The sequence below is a fragment of the Paenibacillus sp. 1_12 genome (assembly GCF_900114475.1).
In the GTDB taxonomy this organism is placed as follows: Bacteria; Bacillota; Bacilli; order Paenibacillales; family NBRC-103111; genus Paenibacillus_S.
On sequence record NZ_FOTE01000003.1, the window covers coordinates 392,688 to 411,388 of the forward strand.

Below are 18,701 nucleotides of genomic sequence, written 5' to 3' on the forward strand. Positions count from 1 at the left end.
CCAATTGCTGGACAACTACAATTGGGCGGAACAGGGCTTCTAAACGTAAGATCAATGCTGCGGATGCTCTGCTGATTATTGCTACAATATTGGCGCGGAAAAATGGTGTAAAGCTTGAGCATCCTGAAAAATAGAATAGACCACCTCCTGAATCAACCTGGAGGTGGTTAACAAACATTTTAAATGATAAAAGCTGTGCTTATAATAACCAACAAAATGAATAGTACAAGAATGGCACCTGTACTAGTTCCTAATCCGTAGCCTCCACAGCTTCCACCAATTCCACCAATTCCACCAACTCCGAGTGCACCCATGTTCATCCCTCCTTCCGCCTTGCATAGAGTATGTTATGAATGTCAGCGGTAGCGTGATTGGACAGATGCCAAAATGGGTGATTAAATGAAGGAGCAACAGGTTCCCTACTCGGAAGATTTTCATATGCTGTGGTGTGGGATCGTTCCTCCGACTGCTCCTATGTTTCCTCCTTTCCTAGCAAGGGATCACTATAAAGACGGTTGCATTCATTGCGCCGTCTATTTCTCATTTATCCATACTATGGGACAGGAGGCAGAAGATCGTAGACAAGACGATCACAGCTTCAGACTTGGTGTTTTTGAATACGGTGCTAGATGTATAGTATTTTTAAATATAAAGATTCCCTCGTTATTATACAAATGAGGGAACCTTTCAAACTATGTCACCATTCTGCTGTTTCTTTTTATTTTCATTTCAACAATATTTGTGTTAGTTGGAGTTTCGAGAAGAAAATTGCGCAATAAGCACATGACTAAAACCCTCTATTACTAGATTGAGGGTTATATATTTCATGGAATCATGAATCAATCCATTCAATCTATCTTCATTAAGTTATAGTTCGCCGTTAACTTAATAAACTGTTGTTTTTTTGTATCCACAAAATATGGTTTTTCCAGACTTTCCACTGCAAGCCCCTCATAACCTCATGAAAACCGCATTTCGCTAAATATTTTGGCTGGGTAAATATCACACAATTCTCCCAGCGGTAGTATCGAACACAGACGGTTCATTTGTATTCGTGCTTTCGTTCGTATGAAATGTTGGGCTAAGGATGGTATCTCCCGGCGAAAACGAGGCCGAACCCGCATTTACCTTTGCACTGCTGGATAGTATGATAATAGCGCCATCTCCATTTTGGACATTAGAACTGGGACCAATGTTATTGATTTTAAATCTTCCCACAAACGAAGGCAATCTTTTCCACTCCTCTCCTATACTCAAAGTCATTATATGAAGATATACGTCTAAGCGTCACGCCTATTGGAACATTCTTTAGGCCCGTCTGATGCTTCTCCGGTAACGGTCTTAATGAATACATTTGATTACCAATACTTATGAGGTTTACTGCGGTCATCACCCTGAGGGCGAATCGCTTTCTATAATATTGAGCTAAATGAAGTTAATGAGTATACGCCGGCTCCATAACGTAAAGCAAAGCCCTTTTTCCTTCGGGATCGAGGGCTGTTTGTGTTATTTAGAAAATTCCTTTTCCGTGTATTAATCCATAAAGTATCTTATCTATTAGTATTTAGCCCTCAGGCAGGACATACTTCACTGCAAAGTTTGTTCGATAAGATCTGTACTTTCTGAAAAGAACCCTATGGGTTGTCTAGGAGATTCCTCTACCGTCTTAGGATTCGCAACTAATATAAGGCTGAAACTATTTGCGTTTTGTATTAGTTCTAAGTGTTTACCGTCCAAATTTCCGCCTAATCTTACGAACGATGGTGCTAACCATGTAACTCGTTCAAGTTTTACCATCATACCGTTAATTACAATTAGAGTTTCGTGGCTTTCCCCTAATTTATTGTCAAAATCATTAATAGCAGCGGCTAAATTTTGAAAACTTATGTAAGAATCATTCTGCGGGAGTCGCACTACCGATGGGCTCTGCGCAAATTCCACGAAAGAATCAAGGTTTTTTAGTGGGTTATTCAACACTCTTCTCATTAGCTTCTCCTGCGCAATTGCTTTATCAAAAGGCTTATTAACTTTATTCATATTCTTACACCTCATAAGAGTATTTGTCTTGAGAGATATTATGTCCGAAATCCTATCATGATATAATTGGAAAGCAATTGTATTTGTACAGGTAGATCACGCAGCGGCTGATCGAAGTCAGATCCATCGATAAAGGAAACGTAAGAGCCATTTGTCTCCAGCGTAAACGGCAAGGAATTCGAGCTATCCACCAACATGTTGCGCAAGTACTAGATAGCAACACAGATCCTAATGAATCGTATCCATGCTGAAATGGTCAAAAATAAAATTGAGCTCAAGGCTAGACAAATCAGGTTTTTGAAGATAACCGCATAGATGATGACTTGCACTATAAATATATTTGCCGCGGCTATGAGCGACAGCAGTAAGTTTGTAATCATTAGCCGGGAGGTTCATTCTTTTCGATATGCCCAGCATAGGAAAAGCTTCCATAGTCCATTCTAAAGATAATACTTGAACGATTCCAACAAAGGAGATGTCAATATGGCCAGACGACGAGGACGTAATTTGATCGTACCCCAGGCTTCACAAGCTGTTGAACGATTCAAGGGCGAGGTTATGCAGCGAAAGGGGTATTCGGTTAATATGAACGAACCTGGGAACGTTAAGTACGAGGTTGCCCAATCTTTGGGAATCCCGCTCACAACAGGACGTAATGGACATTTATCTACGGAACAGGCAGGTAAAATTGGGGGGCAAATAGGGGGATCCATGGTTCGAGAAATGATTAAGATGGCTCAACAGCAGCTGATGAACAATCCTAACAAGTAAAGCTTCAATATTTCGTATAAAAAAGAGGATCGGAGCTCGTCGCGATCCTCTTTCTGTCTGAAATGATACGATTATTACTGATTTTCTTTTTCTTCAACGTTACAATCTTGTGCTGAGTTGAGGTCAACAGCTGAACGAAACTCGTCCTCGTTCTCGGAGGAAAGCTTATCTCCAAACTGGTCCAGCCGGCTAGGATTGCTTACAGATCCGTCGTTATCCGGTTTATTGTTTCTGCCCGTCATATGATGTCACCCCCATAGTGCTAGGGTTTCCTAAACAAGATGCTCCATCCGTAGCTCTTGCAGTTATTTTTCACTATATTATTTCTCGGGTGATCGCAAGGGTATATCCAAAACTCTGATTTGATATCGGTGAGGATGTAATCCTAATCAAACCTGATTATGAGGGAACTTTATTTAGCATTTTCGTCTTTCTTGCGGAAAGCCATATAACTAATGAAGAAAGCAAAGGCAAGGGCACAAATAACCGGCATGTAGATATACAAATCATTCATGATGGAACCCCATTTCCTAAGATTATTGGACTCATCTGCTACTTATAATTACCCTAATAATCCAAATATAACGCAGTGACCAAGAGTCACTAGGATATGTGTTCTCAATTATTCTTTCTATTCCGATCCGTTATTAGCAGGAATGGCAAAGCAATATATCGAATTTATGGTAGCTGACTCCAACATCACGGATTGTACACTATGCTTAGGAACAAGCAGAATGCAAATCATAAGGAGGCTCAATAATGAAGATTAAACAATGGCTCACTGCTACAGCAGTGACTACAAGTAGTCTGATCTTACTATCGTCTATTACGTTTGCTGCAGATCCGATGAAATCCGACATGGTGCTCAAGCTGAATGGGAAGGATGCCAGTTTTACGGCCCAAACGTTTTTGGTGGAAAGCAACCTGTACGGACCTGCTGATGAGGTTGCACGCCAATTGGGTGCTGAAGTAACTTGGAATGCGGCTGCTAAGACACTTACTTTACGTAAATCTGGAAGTACAATTGAATTTACGGCCAATATGAAAACGGTTAAGGTAAACGGGGTTGAGCTGGCTTTGACAGCACCTTTACAAGTCATCGGAGAAAAGGCTTATGTTCCAGTTCGCTTCATCTATGAAATCCTCGGTTATGCGATAGCCTATGATTCCAAAACTCGTGCCGTCAGCGTGAGCTCGGATACGTTGCCAAGCATGCGAGTATTGGGCATTAGCGAAGGGCAATATCTTACGAGCAGTGAATTGAAAATCGCTGTATGGGTAGAGAATGTAACGTTAACCGATTTTAAAATAAATAAAGCAGCAAAGTCAGGGGAAGGCCACCTACTGGTGTGGTTGGATACAGAACTCGATCCGAAGCTGGCTATAACATCGTACAAAGGTGAACCCATCGAATTTAATCATATAAAGCCCGGAGAGCATACGCTGACAGTTCAGCTGGTAGGTAATGACTCGCTGCCGCTTCAACCAGAAGTGAAGCAAACCATCAAATTTAACACAGCACAAATATCGATTCTGGCTGATTTGGACCCTCAACAAGCAACTGGTATGCGAACTGAAGGTGTTATTGCCGATAACAAGGGTCATGTATTTACAGTAGACTCCGATTCGAAGAAGCTGTTCCGTATTAAGGCGGATAGCGGCAAGGTGGATGTATTAACCGAGCTCCCGCGTGCAGCAACAGGGCTGGGATTAGACGCTTCGGGTAATCTGTATATGGCGAGCGGTGGTCAGGAGGGTGTCATCCTGCGGGTGCTGGCTAAGGATCTGGAAGGCGAAATGTTCGATACATCAAAGGTAGAAACCTATGTCAGCGGTGTAGCTGGTGCAAACGGTTTGGCTTTCGATAAAAAAGGCAATCTGTATGTGACCGGCGGTGCCAATGGAAATATTTACATGGTAACACCTGACGGTAAATTGAATACGTTTAAAAGCGGTCTACAGCCAGAGCGTACAGAGCAGCTTATTGTCGTTAACGGAATCGCCTTCGGTCAGGATGGCAAACTATATGTATCCAATACGAGCAGTGGAGAAATCAATCGCTTTACCGTGAACGCTGACGGTTCTCTTGGCAGTTCAGAATTGGTGGCCAAAAGCCCACTGCTTTATGGTGCTGACGGTATTAACTTCGGCCCGGACAATGCCTTGTACGTTTGTGCCAATGAGCGTAATTCGATCGTTAAGGTGACGATAGACGGCAAAGTAACCGAGGTTGCACATAACGATAACAAAGGTCCGCTGGAATTCCCGGCAAGTCCCTATTTTATAGGCAGCACCCTTTATATTAGTAACTTCGACCAGCCGCGCGGTGATAATAAGCCAAACGAGCCGGGAATAGGCGCTTCTATAGTCCAAATTCAATTAGGTCCTGTTAACAAATAACGGAATATGAAAAAAGCTTACAGGAGTCCTTCCCTGTAAGCTTTTTGCGTTTTAGACGTTCATGCCATTTAATAGCATTAGGAATAAGCTAATAAAGCTGGTTACCAATCAACCCTATTGAAGCTGAAGCGGTGAAGGTTGACAAGGACGAATGAATCTTTGAGCGAATTTGTCCCGTTCCTTTGTAGTGAAAAGTTTCTTGAGCAGTTCTTTCCAATGCTTTTGACCAGGCTCATCATGCATTTTTTTAAAGCTTGCTTTCAGGTACATTTCGATTGACCGTTTATTGGCGTCAATACCATATAACTGGTTTTTGAAAGGAACGGCTAGTGTGATTTTACGAATGGCAGGGATTTCGTGCAGCAGCCGAACGGATATATCCATGATCGTCTTATGAACAGCATCGATTGCAGGGAAATAGCTATTGAACTCCGTTTCGCTTATAGGAGTGTCGGGATTAGCTTCTTTGAGCTCGTTATAGTTTGTATAAAATTGGATATAGGCTTCATTCTGATTGCGAATTTCGGCCAACTTAATCAATGAGGCTCCCCTGAGAGAAGGAATATACTCATTGAAGTGCTTGAGCTCCTCATCGCTTAATCTCGGTGGGGGCACTGGCGCATCCGCTGGCTCGACCCGTGCTGGTTCATCTGTTGGAGCAGAAACAGCGGTTGATTGCGGCACACAAGCCCCGAGTGTAGCTATAATGATCCCTATGATTCCTATAAGCCTTAGTTGTTTAAACATGCAGCTATCCCCCCAGCATCGCTTGTAGATTGCATTTCTTAGGTGTCAATTAAATCGTTAGTTAAGGCTTGATGCTAAGGGTGACACTGGCGGTTTTACCATTCTGTGTTTTGGCGCTGATAGCAGCTTTGCCAGCGGAAAGAATGTGCACGACACCGACATCATCCACCGTAGCAACCAACGTGTTGCTGCTTGACCAGGTAATAGCCTTATTCGTCGCATTGGACGGAGCTATTGTAGGGTTCAGCGTGAAGTCCGGGTCTCCGATTTTGAGGTTCAATGATGTTTTACCCAACGAAATGCGGGTTACTGGTTGTGACACATCAACCTCAGCAGAAGCGATGAGACCACCATCCAAGGTAGTAGCCGTAATGGTAGTCGTTCCTATCGACTTGCCAGTGACAAGGCCTTTGTTGCTCACCGTCGCAATGGAGCTGTTGGCAGAGGACCAGGTAATGCCTTTATTAGACACGTTCACTGGCTGAATTGTAGCAATCAGCGGAGCCGTACCGCCGATATTCACCGCAATATTGCTGTCATTTAATGTTATGCCCGCAGCTGCAACAGGATTACCATAAGTTAGATGAACGGTTAACAAAACATCAGTGGATAATGACGTTCTCAAAAAATCGGGAGAGCTGTAGCTATATGTCGAGATGTTGCCAAAGCCGCTAACGGCTGATTTAAGGTCATTGGCAACGCTTTTCTTGGCAGTATAGCGAATGGTAAAGGAAGGCTGATTAGCAGCCATTGTTTCTTTGACTTTGGCAGCCAGCTGCGCAGGGGTAGAAGCAGTAAATTCATCCTTTAAATAATCAAGATCAAGCACTTGCTGGAAATTGTTATAAAAAAGGGCTCTTGCCGTATCCGTGCTTCCTTTGCTCAGCAGTTGGTCCGTAAAATCTACCGCCGCTGCTGGATATTTCTTTTTCCAGTTATGATTGGTTTTAATTTGGGCATCGGTGAGATTATAGTAGCTGTATACGGTTTTGCCAGACGTATCGGCTACAGGATCATCCCATGTCGTGTCGAGGTGATACCAATTGCCTTCCAGCTTGACCAGATTCCATGTATGGAGCTGTCCGCCAGATGTACCTTCTATAATCTTATTCTCCAATCCTGCATCCGTGAGCATGCGATAGGCTAGTAAGGCATAGCCTTGACATACCGTTTTTTTGCCGCCAAAAAGTCCAGCGTAAGCAGAATGCTGCACCATTGTTGTATCATAAGAGAGGTTAGAAACAATCCAGTCGTGAATTGCCTTTTCCTTTTGAAAATCGTTCATGTCGGGTGTGATGATTTCAGCTAAGATATCGCTTACTTTTGCAGCAACATTTCTGGATTGATCGGCAGTTTCCCAGTAAGTAAACGTTAAATTAATTGTCGAATATTCCTTGTCGGATGCCAGTGTGTATCCGTAGGACTTTGTACTGTATAGCAGATAATCATCGGCTTCGTAGATGGCTGCCAACATATTGTTCACGTTTGTTTTGGTTAAGGCGCCACCTGTGTAAGTGACACTGTAGGAAGCCGATTTACTTTGTATGGCAGTGTCAAGCTTAGCCTGCAAATCTTTTAAATCGGTAGCATGTTCAACAGCGGCATAGACAGGAGCTGCCCCCCATGGGGTAGTGACTAGACTAGAGCTTAAAAGGAAAGCAGACAGCAGTAATGTCTGAGGAATACGAAAATTCATGTATGATAGGTCTCCTTCTATTCTCTTGGATGATACGGATATAAACCTATTATTTTTATCGACATTTGAACACAAAAAGTAAAGCTTTATCTACAAAATAAGTTGGTGAATATTCGTGTTGAACGGTCTAAATAGATACAGGAGCAAGCGGAGTGAAAATCCGGTGTCAGGAGCTGTGTTGCTGATTGTCCCCTATGATGGAAAAGGATAAAGCATTAAAGCTGGGAGCGCAATGGAATTGCAAAAAAAAACATGATTTATCCCTAATGACTCGATATTTAAGCCATTGGAGCAGTGGCTGCCGAACACATAGGATTGAATGGAGAAAAGTGGGATCATTTACAGATGAAATAATGAAGTGAGGAACTGTCGGTGGAAGTCAAGCGGTGGCAGCTTCTTTACCCTGTTACCAACCTTCTCAGACAAACAATTGTGATGTAAGATTAGACTATAAGTGATGATGCCGAAGCAAAACTTTGGAGTCTCGGCACGGATGTAGACGATTTTAAAAAGACAGGTGATCTATATGTTGGATCTTGACCTCAATATAGCTCAAATGCAAAATTTGAAATTGAACACGAAGCTGATGCAAAGCATGCATATGCTGCAAATGTCTTCTACGGAATTATTGGACTATTTGGAGGAGCAGTCTGTACAAAATCCTTTGATGGAATTTGCATATCGTCCTGATTTGCCTCAGTTAAAAAGAAAAACCGTTTCAAAATCGTATGATGTGAGCGCTTACGATGACCTGCTGCTTAACATTGTCAGCAAACAGGACGAATCGCTTGAGATGACGCTGCTCAGCCAGCTTCGACAAAGTGATATTCCGCAAAAGTATGCCAGCATAGTGGAGTTTATTGCCGGAAGTCTGAATGATGACGGGTATTTAACGATAAGCGTGGAGGAGATGAGCGCCTACCTTGGGCAGCCTCTGAAGGAGATTGAAACCGCATTGAGCTATGTGCAGGCTATGGAACCTGCCGGGATTGGCGCAAGGTCTTTGCGGGAATGCTTGCTTATTCAGATTAACAGAGACTCTAATGCCAATGAATGGGCGGCCCGAATTACAAGTGAGTATTTGCAGGAGATTGCAGCAGGGAAGTATAAGACGGTGGCTGACCAAGTGGGGATAACTCTGGAGCATGTTAAAAAAACGATTCATTATATGAAAACACTGAACCCTCGCCCAGGCCTGGTTTATAACACTTTTACCGCGCCCCGTATCGAGCCGGATGCTGTAATCCATAAAAATGGGGACCAATACACCGTATTGATCAATGAGGCGTGTTATCCGCAGGTGTATATGAATGATTACTACAAGCAGCTTAAAAAGCAAAGTGGCTGTAAGCAAACGAAAATGTTCTTAGGTCAATATGCGCCGTCCATTCAATGGCTAATTCGAAGTCTTGAGCAAAGAAAAGCAACGATAAGCAGAGTAGTTCTGGCGATTATGGAAGAGCAACGGCTATTTTTGGAGAAAGGCCCGATGTATGTAAAGCCATTAATTTTGAAAGTGATCTCCGAACAATTGAACCTGGATATATCTACCGTCAGTCGGGCGGTTAAAAATAAATATGTACAAACTCCACGTGGTGTTTATCCCTTGAAATATTTTTTTTCCAGCAAAGTGGAATCAAGCAGTCAGGAACCCGTCTCCGCGCACAGCATTAAAGCTCAAATTATGCAGCTAGTGAAAGAGGAGGATAAGCATAATCCTTTATCCGACCAGCAAATTACCGACAAGCTGGTTCAGCAGGGCTTGCAGATCTCAAGAAGAACCGTGATGAAATACAGAGAAGCGCTGCATATTGCTTCATCACGATTAAGATCTTCATATGTGAACTAGTTTCTAAGATACGGTGATAGCATAGCCGGTATGTTAAGAGGGAAGGTGACGTACGTAGGAAACAAGGTAAGCCGGTCTTCCCATTAGGGATGGCCTTTTTTTGTTTATCTGATCCAAAATGATAAAAAAAGGAAAAAACCTGCTGACCTCGAATGTTATGTGTATATAAGCTTTGTCCATTCAAGCATACATAACGAGAAGAGGAAAATCGATATGTTCATACGTTTAGGTAAACGAAAAATAGGTGCACTGCTTATTGCCCTGCCCTTGGTATTAAACGGGTGTGAGGCTGTTGGCGGATTGGATGTAAACAAAGCAATTTTAGAGGCTACAACTGCGCAATCGTTGGAAGGAAAAGGGAGCATTATTTTTGATCTTGTTCCTGGAGATAAAGTACAGGCACGCACTTCCGCAGAAGGACAAACCATCATGAAGCTGTTAGAGCATATTGAGATTCATCATGACTCAATTAAAATTGACAATACTCAGAAAGCTTCTTATACGGGATATATAACCATCGCCAATCGTAAAATTGCTTTTCAGGCTTATATGACACAGGAACGGATCATTATCGCTCTGGAAGGCGGCAAAAAGCCCATCGTGATTGATCTGGCTTCCAACAGCAGTGGAGCCGTCCCTCCTATTTTTATTACCGAGCTGCAGGAGAGGCTGCAAAATGAACCTTTTATGAAAAGCCTAAGCTCTTTTCTCATTAAACAGCTCCCTAATCCGGGTCAATTAAGTATGGAAAATGTGAGGGAAGTGGTTAACGGTGAGACGCTTTCTCTCCACAAATTACATAGTGAGGTATCAGGCAAAGAGCTGATGCCGCTCGCAAAAACGTTCGTTACCAATTTGATGAAGGACGACAAGGCACTTAAACAATTGATTGGTGAGCTGTACGATTTGCTCTATCCGCTGCTCTCCCCTCAGCTCGAGCAAATGATCCAAGACATAAAAGACGGAAAAACCGTAACGAATCCTCTCGAAGGTTATCCAATACCTGAAACACCAGGAAGCAAAGCAGGGATGCAGGCTGTTATAGGAATGATGGACATTCTGAAAAACCGCGACATGACGATTGAAGTGATCCATACCGAGGTCAAGCAGCTGTCTGTTTTTGTGCTTCTTGGTCTACATGCTATGAATGAACAAGAATTGCAGGAGCAGCTGCCGTTTTTGAACGATACGACCCATGTCAAGGCAGATTTATATATGGACAACACATTGAAGCTGCGCAAATCCAACCTGCTTGTTGAAGCCTCATCATTGAACACAGTATCGAAGGGGAGTCTATCCTCAGCCAAATTATCCATATCGGGTGAATACTGGAACATCAACAATCCGGTCAAACCGACCCAGTTAACGGCAGATGAGGATGCTTTGGTGCTGGAAAAGGGATTGACTCCTATCGATGTGCTGCGCAATTTTACTCCTTCCTCGGAAGCGTATTTGCTGCTTAAAAACGATTTGGGCGTCTCGAAAAAATCAGTGATACTTCTTATGGATGGCGATCGTTACAAACCTAATACTCGTAAACCGTTCATGGATGACGGCGTGGCAATGGTGCCGACTTCTTTCCTCAGTGAAAAACTGAATGTACGTGTCGATTGGAACGAGCCGGAGAACACGGTTACCCTTACCGATCCACTAACTTTAAAAACGATTAAATTGAATTCGGGCAGCCATACGGCCTTGGTGGATGGCGTGGAAATGCAGATGGAAAAGGAAATGATTATGCGTGATGGCATCCATTTCGTGCCCTTGACGTTTATCGTCACACAGCTGGGCGGTCAAACCGAATGGGAAAACGAGGCACGCAGCATACGGATAACCAAATAACAACTGCTGCTCATTCAGTATATAGCTTCTTTTGAGCATGCAGCTTCTTACCCCTATGGGGTTAAGAATCCAAAGAATCTGGCATCAACAACGATTGAAATAGGTGTCTGCTTTCGCAGCGCCTCTTTGCTGTCATGATGTTTAGTTCATCTTAGATAGCATAATTGCAGTGAAACGCGGTCGTTTTTGATCCAAAAAAATTCAGTGTTTAAAAATATATGCTGGATTTGCATTCGTTTTGTGAAATGTCAACTTTTATTGCGCATATTTCCGCAAATTGTGTTAAAATAATAAGGTTATGACTAAGTAATTTTATTATGAGAAAAGGTTGTGAAGTGATGACTTCGTTTGAAGATTGGAACCAGAAGGTTAAGAAGACGTTCAATGCTACTAGTAATGAAGAAGTCTTAACCATTACTGAAGCTGGAGCCCTGCTGGGATTGTCCAAGGATGCCATGAAAACATATGTTGATAAACATAATCTTACGAAAATAAAAATTATGAGAAGCACACATAGATATCTTTTGCTGAAAAGTGAAATGGATAGTTTACTAAAGTCTTAATTTTAATGAAGATTTTACTTGTTTGCTCCATTTAACTTGCATCACAGGTTGAATTTGCATATAATACTGCTAATAGTTGCATATCAAGAAATGCGTTGACGGAGATAAGTACGCAGTGCCTCTTTACAGGGAGGAGCCGCCGGAGATTGAGAGCGGTTCTACAGAAACAGGCTGCCGAAGTTCACTCCTGAGCAGTCCTTTGAAACCACGGCTTTGCCGGTGGCAAGTAGAGGGAACCGGCCATGAACGTTCACGTTCTGGAACCGTTAATTTCATTAAAGCGGGAAGCTTTGCTTGTTATTTGAGTCTCGATCAGTTGGATCGGCATTCGGAATGGAAGCTTTTCGAAACAAGGGTGGTACCACGACGTTTTCGTCCCTTTCCGGGACAGGGAGACGTCTTTTTTGCGTTTGATGGTAATACAAGTGCGGTGAATTAGGGCCGGCTGCGCGACCAAATATTCTTCCAAGATGATGCTTACGAAGCCAGTTTGCTTAAGCAAACTCTCAGCTGTTGTTTACCGTATTTTCTGATTATCTAAATGATTTAGCTGTGAAAATACGGAAACAAAGGCGAACGCTTCTCCATGATCATTTGGTCGCTTCGCTCCTGATTCACCGCACTTGTAAAGTGGGATTAGTTAAAGGGATAAAAGAACAGAAATTTCGAAATAAGGGAGGATAAGCAAATGAAAGAACGATTAGAGGCATTAAAGGTTGAGGCGTTGCTAGAGCTTGAGCAAGTTACGAATCAACAGCAATTAAACGAGATGAGAATTAAATATTTAGGGAAAAAAGGTCCGTTAACCGAGGTCCTGCGTGGAATGGGAGCACTGAGTGCAGAGGAACGCCCAGCAATCGGTCAGGTGGCGAACGATGTGCGCGGCGCCATTGAAGCGGTCATCGAAAGCAAGCAGGCTGAGTATCAGCGTGCCGAAACGGAGCTGAGACTTCGCGCAGAAACGATTGATGTTACACTGCCAGGCAAGCCGGGTGGTGTGGGTGCAGCTCATCCGCTCAGCAAGGTGATCCAGCAGATCGAGGATATTTTTATCGGCATGGGCTATACCGTTGCGGAAGGTCCAGAGGTTGAGCAGGATTATTATAATTTTGAAGCGTTGAACTTGCCAAAGAACCATCCGGCACGCGATATGCAGGATTCCTTTTATGTGACGGAGGATATTCTGATGCGTACTCATACTTCACCTGTACAGGTACGTACGATGGAGAAAATGAAAGGCGAGGTCCCGGTAAGGATTATTTGTCCAGGACGTGTGTACCGCCGCGATGACGATGATGCGACACACAGCCATATGTTTACACAAATCGAGGGACTTGTGATCGACCGCAATATCCGAATGAGTGATTTGAAGGGTACTTTGCTGCAATTTGTTCAGGAGCTGTTTGGCAAGCAAACGCAGATCCGCATGAGGCCAAGCTTTTTCCCATTTACAGAGCCAAGCGCAGAAGTGGACGTGACATGCTCCATGTGCGGCGGAACCGGCTGTCGGGTATGTAAGCAGAGCGGCTGGTTGGAAATTCTCGGTTCAGGAATGGTACACCCGAAAGTGCTGGAGATGGCTGGCTATGATCCAGAGGAGTACAGCGGATTTGCTTTTGGTTTGGGTGTGGAGCGTGTAGCGATGCTTAAATACGATATCGAAGATATTCGACATTTTTATACGAACGATCTTCGGTTCCTGAAGCAGTTCGTACATGTATAAAAAGAGAGGAGCGTGAGCAAACATGAAGGTTTCATATCAATGGTTGTCCCAGTATGTAGATGTGAGTGGATTTACGGCTGCTGAGTTGGCGGAGAAGCTAACGCGCAGCGGCGTTGAAATTGATAGCGTGGAGGATCGCAATAAAGGTGTAGAGGGTGTGCTCGTCGGATTCGTCAAATCGCGTGAAAAACACCCAGATGCCGATAAGCTTAGCGTGTGTAAAGTGGACGTAGGTCAAGGAGAAGATTTGCAAATCGTCTGTGGAGCCAAAAATGTCGATGCCGGACAAAAGGTACCCGTCGCTATAGTCGGAGCCAAGCTGCCGGACGGCTTAAACATCAAACGCGCGAAGCTGCGCGGTGTGGAATCGCAGGGTATGATCTGCTCCGCGAAGGAGCTTGGACTTAATGACAAGCTGCTGCCAAAGGAAATTCAAGAAGGGATTCTTGTGCTTCCTGAGGATACGGAGATCGGTGCAAACATTCTGGATGTGCTGGCGATCAGCGACCAGGTGCTGGATTTTGATCTGACGCCAAACCGTTCCGACTGTCTGAGTATGCTGGGTGCGGCTTACGAAATCGCTGCGATATTGGGACGTCCTGTACGGCTTCCGGATGCAGAGCAAGGAACTGCGGAAGGTAAAGCATCCCGCCAAGCTTCAGAGCATATTTCGGTTGAGATTACGGCCCAAGAGCAGTGCTCGCATTATGCTGCAAGGCTGATTGAAGGGGTTCGTGTCGGTACTTCTCCATTATGGATCCAAAATCGTTTGATGGCAGCAGGCATTCGACCCATCAATAATATTGTAGATATTACGAACTATGTGATGCTGGAGTATGGACAGCCGCTCCATGCATTTGATGCAGATAAGCTGGATAACGGTCATATTGATGTTCGTATGGCCAAGACTGGTGAAAAGCTGGTTACTTTGGACGGCGTGGAGCGCAGTTTGGAGCCTCATATGCTGCTCATTACAGACGGTAAGAAACCGGTGGCAATCGCTGGCGTTATGGGTGGCGAAAATTCCGAAGTAACAGATGGCACTACGCGGATTTTGCTGGAATCGGCCAAGTTTGATGGGGGAACGGTTCGTAAAACGTCACGTCAGCTTGGACTTCGTTCTGAAGCATCGCTGCGCTTTGAAAAGGAAGTTAATCCTGAGGCAGTACTGCCGGCGCTGAATCGTGCTGCAGCTTTGATGAGCCAATATGCGGAGGGACAGATTGCTTCGGGAATCGTAGAATCTGTGTCCAAGCCGCACAGTCCAGTACGTATTGAGCTTAGCGTTAGCCGAATTAATGCTTATTTGGGTACGGCATTGTCCGCCCAAGAGGTGAATGATATTTTCAAAAGGCTGCATTTTGATGTGGAGGCAAATGGGGAAACGTTCCATGTGCATGTACCAAGCCGTCGTGGTGATATTACCCGTGGTGTGGATTTGATCGAGGAAGTTGCTCGTTTGTATGGCTACGATAATATCCCGACAACATTGATGACTGGTGTAACGACTCCAGGTGCATTGAATAAAGAACAGACCATCCGCCGTTTGGCACGCACTTTGCTGACTGGAAGCGGCCTGTATGAAGCCGTGACGTATTCATTCACGCATCCGCAGCAAATTAAAGATTTTCCGGGAGCTTTTAAAGAATCGAAGCCCGTGACCTTGTCCATGCCAATGAGCGAGGAGCGCAGCACGCTTCGCACCAGCCTGATTCCACATTTGCTGGAGGCCGCTTCTTACAATCGCAATCGTAATACCGATGATGTTGCGCTATTTGAAATCGGCAAAGTATTCGTAACTGATGAGCTTTCCCTAACAAAACTTCCTGAGGAACGATTGATGCTGGCAATTCTGTTAACGGGAAAACGTCAGGCGACACATTGGAGCGGAAAGTCGGCTGAGGTAGATTTTTATGATTTGAAGGGTGTATTTGAAAATCTTGTTGGGTACCTAGGTCTTACCGGGAAGATTGGCTATGCAGCTGCGCAGCCAGAGGGCTTCCATCCTGGAAGAACAGCAAATATTACATTGGAAGTGCCAGCAGTCAACGGAGCATCCGTAGAAAAGCAGATCATTGGAACACTGGGTCAGCTTCATCCGGCTCTTCAGCAGCAGCGGGATTTGGCTGATACCTACGTGCTTGAGATCGATTTTCAAGCTTTAGCCGTTTATGCCGATGAGCAAATTACGTATAGTCCTCTTCCACGCTACCCGTCGATCGGTCGGGATTTGGCTATTGTTGTTAACCGTGATCTGCAGGTGGGCGAGCTGACGGCCAAGGTAAAAGAAGTAGCAGACGCATTGCTGGAGTCGATTCAGGTATTCGATATTTATACAGGTGACCGTCTGGGAGCAGATAAAAAGAGTGTAGCTTTGGCGTTGGTTTACCGGACTCCGGAGCGCACTTTGACCGACGAAGAAGTTAGCGAATTGCATGCACAGGTGTTAGCATCCTTGGAGCAATCTTATGGTGCCGAGCTTAGAAAATAAAATAGCAGCCGCATTTGATTTTCAACGAAATCCATTTTATGGAAAATAACGAAAATCCCTTGCTGTAGCAGGAAAAAAGCTTCCTCGTATCGAAATAAATGAGATACGAGGAATTTGTTTATAATATCAGAATTTATAAGTTTTCAGCAGAGCTGAATAAGCTGATATTGCAAGAAAAGCAACCTATTTGAGACGAATATATCCTCGTCGAATAGGCTTCGATCAGAAGCTTTTCTTAAGTGGGGATTCCGAAAGGAGAGCTTGTTGTGGGTAATGAAGGCAAAATTCGGATGACGGTAGATATTTTTGGCAGTCAGTACAAATTGGTTTCAGAAGCAAGTGTTCCCCATATGAAACGTGTAGTAGCACATGTTAATGAACAAATGCAGAAAATTTCCGCGGGTTCTCCGCGTTTGGATACACCTAAAATCGCCGTTTTGGCGGCTGTTCACATGTCAGATGATTATTGCAAAATCAGGGATGATTTGGAACAGATACAGGTTCGACAACAGCAAATGGAAAAATCGCTCAAAGAGCTTGCTGTTTTACAGGAAGAGCGAGTTTTGCTGCTGCAAAATTTGGAGCAGGAACGCGATCACGCACAGCAGCTGCAAGCAGGAAGCCTGGAGCTGGACGCTGAACGTACAAAAGCATTGGCTGAGATTGATCGTTTGAAAGCGTCTGCTCTGGAATTTGAGCAGCGTCGTAAACAGCTTGAGGTTGAGCAGCAAGAAGACCGCGAGGCTCGCGGTAGATTGGAAAAGCAGCTGGGTGCTCTCAGGCAAGCATCGAAGGAGCAGTTGGAGGCTCAGCAGAAGGCAAATCAGGAGCAGCTGGAAGCTGAACGTGAGACTGCAAGAGTAGAGTTGGAATTGCAGCTGCAAACGCAGCGGGAAGCTTCCGAACAATTACTGGAGGCTGAACGCGAAGCTGCCAAGGAGCTATTGGAAGTCGAGCAGGAGGCCGCAAGGCAGCGGCTGGAAGTACAGCAAACGGCTGCTAATGAGCAGCTAGAGGAACAACGGACTGCTTCCGAGGAACAGCTTAAACAACTGCAGTTGGTGAGAGAAGAACTGCAGGAGCGTAGTAAATTGCAGGAAGCTAAGCTAGCCGACCTTACATTAAGGGCTGATGCAGCTGATGTGCAGTTGGCAAGTCGCCTGGAGGAAAAGATCCTGTTGGAGCAATTGCTTGAACAGCAATCGCAGGAGCAGGCAAGCCTGCATGCGAAGCTTGAGAAGCAGCAGTCCGAGGCTAGCGAGTTTAAGCAGCTGAGCGAAAGCAGGCAGCAGCTTATTGAGGAATTAAGCCTACAAAATGATCAGCTGCAGGAACAAATTCGTTTACGCCAGGAAGAATATGATCTTCAGTTGGAGCTGCATCAAGAATTGGAAGAGCAGCACCGATTGGAACAGGACCGGAGTTCATCCATTCAAGCTGAATTGAAAGAGCTTCAAGAGAAGCACATACAGCAGCAGCTTGAATTTGACCAGCAGTTAAATCATGAACATCAGCTTCAGCACCAATTAGAAGAACAGATCGAGAAGGGAAAAAGCGAGCTTACTGAGCTTAAGGGACGCTTGGAGCAGACTCAACGCGATAAGGAAGCAGCTGCGACTGAACTGCGCGAGCAAAACGAGCAGTTGGCTGAGCTGCAGCTACAATTAAGCAGCGGATTGGAAGAGGTGCAGCTGCAGCAGGAGCTTTATGCTGAGCTGCAAGCACTGACTGATGAGCTGACTGAAAAGCTTCAGGAAAGTTCTGATGCGCTTGTAGAGCGAGAGAGTCAATTGCATGTGCAGCAAGAGCGCTTTGAGTCAGAGCGACTTGCCCAGCAACAGCGTCATGAGGCGATGCTGCAAGAGCGTGAAGAGCGAAGCGCCGAATCGATTCGCGAGCGAGAGGCAGAGCTGCAAGCGGAGAAGGCGCAGGCGCTGAGAGAGCTAGAGGCGGAGAAAGCGCAAGCGTTGCGTGAACGAGAAGCAGAGCTAGAAGCGGAGAAAGCGCAAGCGTTGCGTAAGCGTGAAGCAGAGCTTGAAGCCGATAAGGTGCGGGCGCTAAGTGAACGTGAAGCAGAGCTAGAGGTGCAGAAAGCGCAAGCACTGCACGAGCAGCAGGAGTGGCACGAAGTGGTGCTGCAAGAACGCGAAGAGCAAAGCATCGCAGCGATTCGTGCGCGTGAGGAAGAGCTGCAAGAGGAGAAGGCGCAAGCGCTGAGAGAGCGAGAGATTGAGCTGGAAGCGCAGAAAGTGCAAGAGATGCGCGAGCGTGAAGCAGAGCTAGGTGCTGAGAAAGCGCAGGCGCTGAGAGAGCGAGAGATTGAGTTAGAAGCGCAGAAGGCGCAAGGGCTGCGTGAGCGTGAAGCAGAGCTAGAGGTGCAGAAAGCACAAGCTTTGCGTGAGCAGCAGGAGTGGCATGAAGCGGTGCTGCAAGAGCGCGAAGAGCAAAACGGCGAAGCGATTCGTGCGCGAGAGGCAGAGCTGGAAGTGGATAAGGCGAAAGCGCTAAGTGAACGTGAGGCAGAGCTAGAGTCTCAGAAAGCGCAGGCGTTGCACGAGCAGCAGGAGTGGCATGAAGCGATG

The 18,701-nt window shown here is 45.0% G+C and carries 16 protein-coding genes; 9 read left to right on the forward strand and 7 right to left on the reverse strand.

Translation table 11 applies throughout. The annotated features are described in order from the left end of the window. Nucleotides 1–179 precede the first annotated feature (179 nt). From BM210_RS35330 to BM210_RS09400, 4 genes are all read right to left on the reverse strand, one after another. Nucleotides 180–314, reverse strand: coding sequence for a YjcZ family sporulation protein (locus BM210_RS35330; protein WP_218184909.1), 135 nt, complete (start codon nt 312–314; stop codon nt 180–182). Nucleotides 315–1,002: 688 nt separating this feature from the next. Further along, complete coding sequence (locus BM210_RS09390; RefSeq protein ID WP_177237725.1) at nt 1,003–1,230, reverse strand: spore germination protein; 228 nt, start codon at nt 1,228–1,230, stop codon at nt 1,003–1,005. A gap of 357 nt (nt 1,231–1,587) precedes the next feature. Further along, nucleotides 1,588–2,037 carry a hypothetical protein gene (locus BM210_RS09395; protein WP_091167318.1) on the reverse strand — a complete coding sequence of 150 codons (450 nt, stop codon included), beginning with the start codon at nt 2,035–2,037 and terminating at the stop codon, nt 1,588–1,590. 228 nt (nt 2,038–2,265) lie between these two features. Continuing rightward, nucleotides 2,266–2,454, reverse strand: a complete 189-nt coding sequence (locus tag BM210_RS09400; RefSeq protein WP_091167320.1) for a hypothetical protein — start codon at nt 2,452–2,454, stop codon at nt 2,266–2,268. 66 nt (nt 2,455–2,520) lie between these two features. Here BM210_RS09400 and BM210_RS09405 point away from each other — a divergent pair, with 66 nt between their 5' ends. Further along, nucleotides 2,521–2,808: an alpha/beta-type small acid-soluble spore protein gene (locus BM210_RS09405; RefSeq protein ID WP_091167322.1), complete on the forward strand. Its 288-nt coding sequence runs from the start codon at nt 2,521–2,523 to the stop codon at nt 2,806–2,808. 74 nt (nt 2,809–2,882) lie between these two features. Here the strand turns inward: BM210_RS09405 and BM210_RS34725 are convergent, their stop codons facing one another. Next, a complete protein-coding gene (locus BM210_RS34725) occupies nt 2,883–3,050 on the reverse strand; it encodes a hypothetical protein (protein WP_177237727.1) in 168 nt (55 codons plus the stop codon). A gap of 517 nt (nt 3,051–3,567) precedes the next feature. Between BM210_RS34725 and BM210_RS09410 the strand changes: the two genes are divergently transcribed. Continuing rightward, nucleotides 3,568–5,208 carry a stalk domain-containing protein gene (locus tag BM210_RS09410; protein ID WP_091167324.1) on the forward strand — a complete coding sequence of 547 codons (1,641 nt, stop codon included), beginning with the start codon at nt 3,568–3,570 and terminating at the stop codon, nt 5,206–5,208. A 114-nt stretch (nt 5,209–5,322) separates the two neighbouring features. Here BM210_RS09410 and BM210_RS09415 read toward each other — a convergent pair whose 3' ends face one another. Both BM210_RS09415 and BM210_RS09420 read right to left on the reverse strand, forming a co-directional pair. Then, nucleotides 5,323–5,955: a hypothetical protein gene (locus tag BM210_RS09415; RefSeq protein ID WP_091167325.1), complete on the reverse strand. Its 633-nt coding sequence runs from the start codon at nt 5,953–5,955 to the stop codon at nt 5,323–5,325. A 61-nt stretch (nt 5,956–6,016) separates the two neighbouring features. Beyond that, the gene (locus BM210_RS09420) at nt 6,017–7,651 is read right to left on the reverse strand and encodes an Ig-like domain-containing protein (protein WP_091167327.1); all 1,635 of its coding nucleotides are present in this window, start codon (nt 7,649–7,651) and stop codon (nt 6,017–6,019) included. 526 nt (nt 7,652–8,177) lie between these two features. On the opposite strand from BM210_RS09420, the gene rpoN reads away from it, so the two are divergent. The 7 genes from rpoN to zapA form a co-directional block, all read left to right on the forward strand. Next, complete coding sequence (rpoN, locus tag BM210_RS09425; RefSeq protein WP_091167328.1) at nt 8,178–9,500, forward strand: RNA polymerase factor sigma-54; 1,323 nt, start codon at nt 8,178–8,180, stop codon at nt 9,498–9,500. Between the two features lie 213 nt (nt 9,501–9,713). Then, nucleotides 9,714–11,342, forward strand: a complete 1,629-nt coding sequence (locus BM210_RS09430) for a copper amine oxidase N-terminal domain-containing protein (protein ID WP_091167330.1) — start codon at nt 9,714–9,716, stop codon at nt 11,340–11,342. Between the two features lie 338 nt (nt 11,343–11,680). After that, nucleotides 11,681–11,905, forward strand: coding sequence for a MerR family transcriptional regulator (locus BM210_RS09435; protein ID WP_076237806.1), 225 nt, complete (start codon nt 11,681–11,683; stop codon nt 11,903–11,905). Nucleotides 11,906–12,020: 115 nt separating this feature from the next. After that, complete coding sequence (locus tag BM210_RS09440; RefSeq protein WP_091167331.1) at nt 12,021–12,344, forward strand: hypothetical protein; 324 nt, start codon at nt 12,021–12,023, stop codon at nt 12,342–12,344. Between the two features lie 249 nt (nt 12,345–12,593). Beyond that, nucleotides 12,594–13,628, forward strand: a complete 1,035-nt coding sequence (gene pheS / locus BM210_RS09445; protein WP_091167333.1) for a phenylalanine--tRNA ligase subunit alpha — start codon at nt 12,594–12,596, stop codon at nt 13,626–13,628. A gap of 22 nt (nt 13,629–13,650) precedes the next feature. Further along, nucleotides 13,651–16,119, forward strand: coding sequence for a phenylalanine--tRNA ligase subunit beta (gene pheT, locus BM210_RS09450; protein WP_091167335.1), 2,469 nt, complete (start codon nt 13,651–13,653; stop codon nt 16,117–16,119). Nucleotides 16,120–16,385: 266 nt separating this feature from the next. Then, on the forward strand, nt 16,386–18,701 hold a 2,316-nt coding region (gene zapA / locus BM210_RS34730), incomplete at its 3' end, for a cell division protein ZapA (protein WP_256223423.1).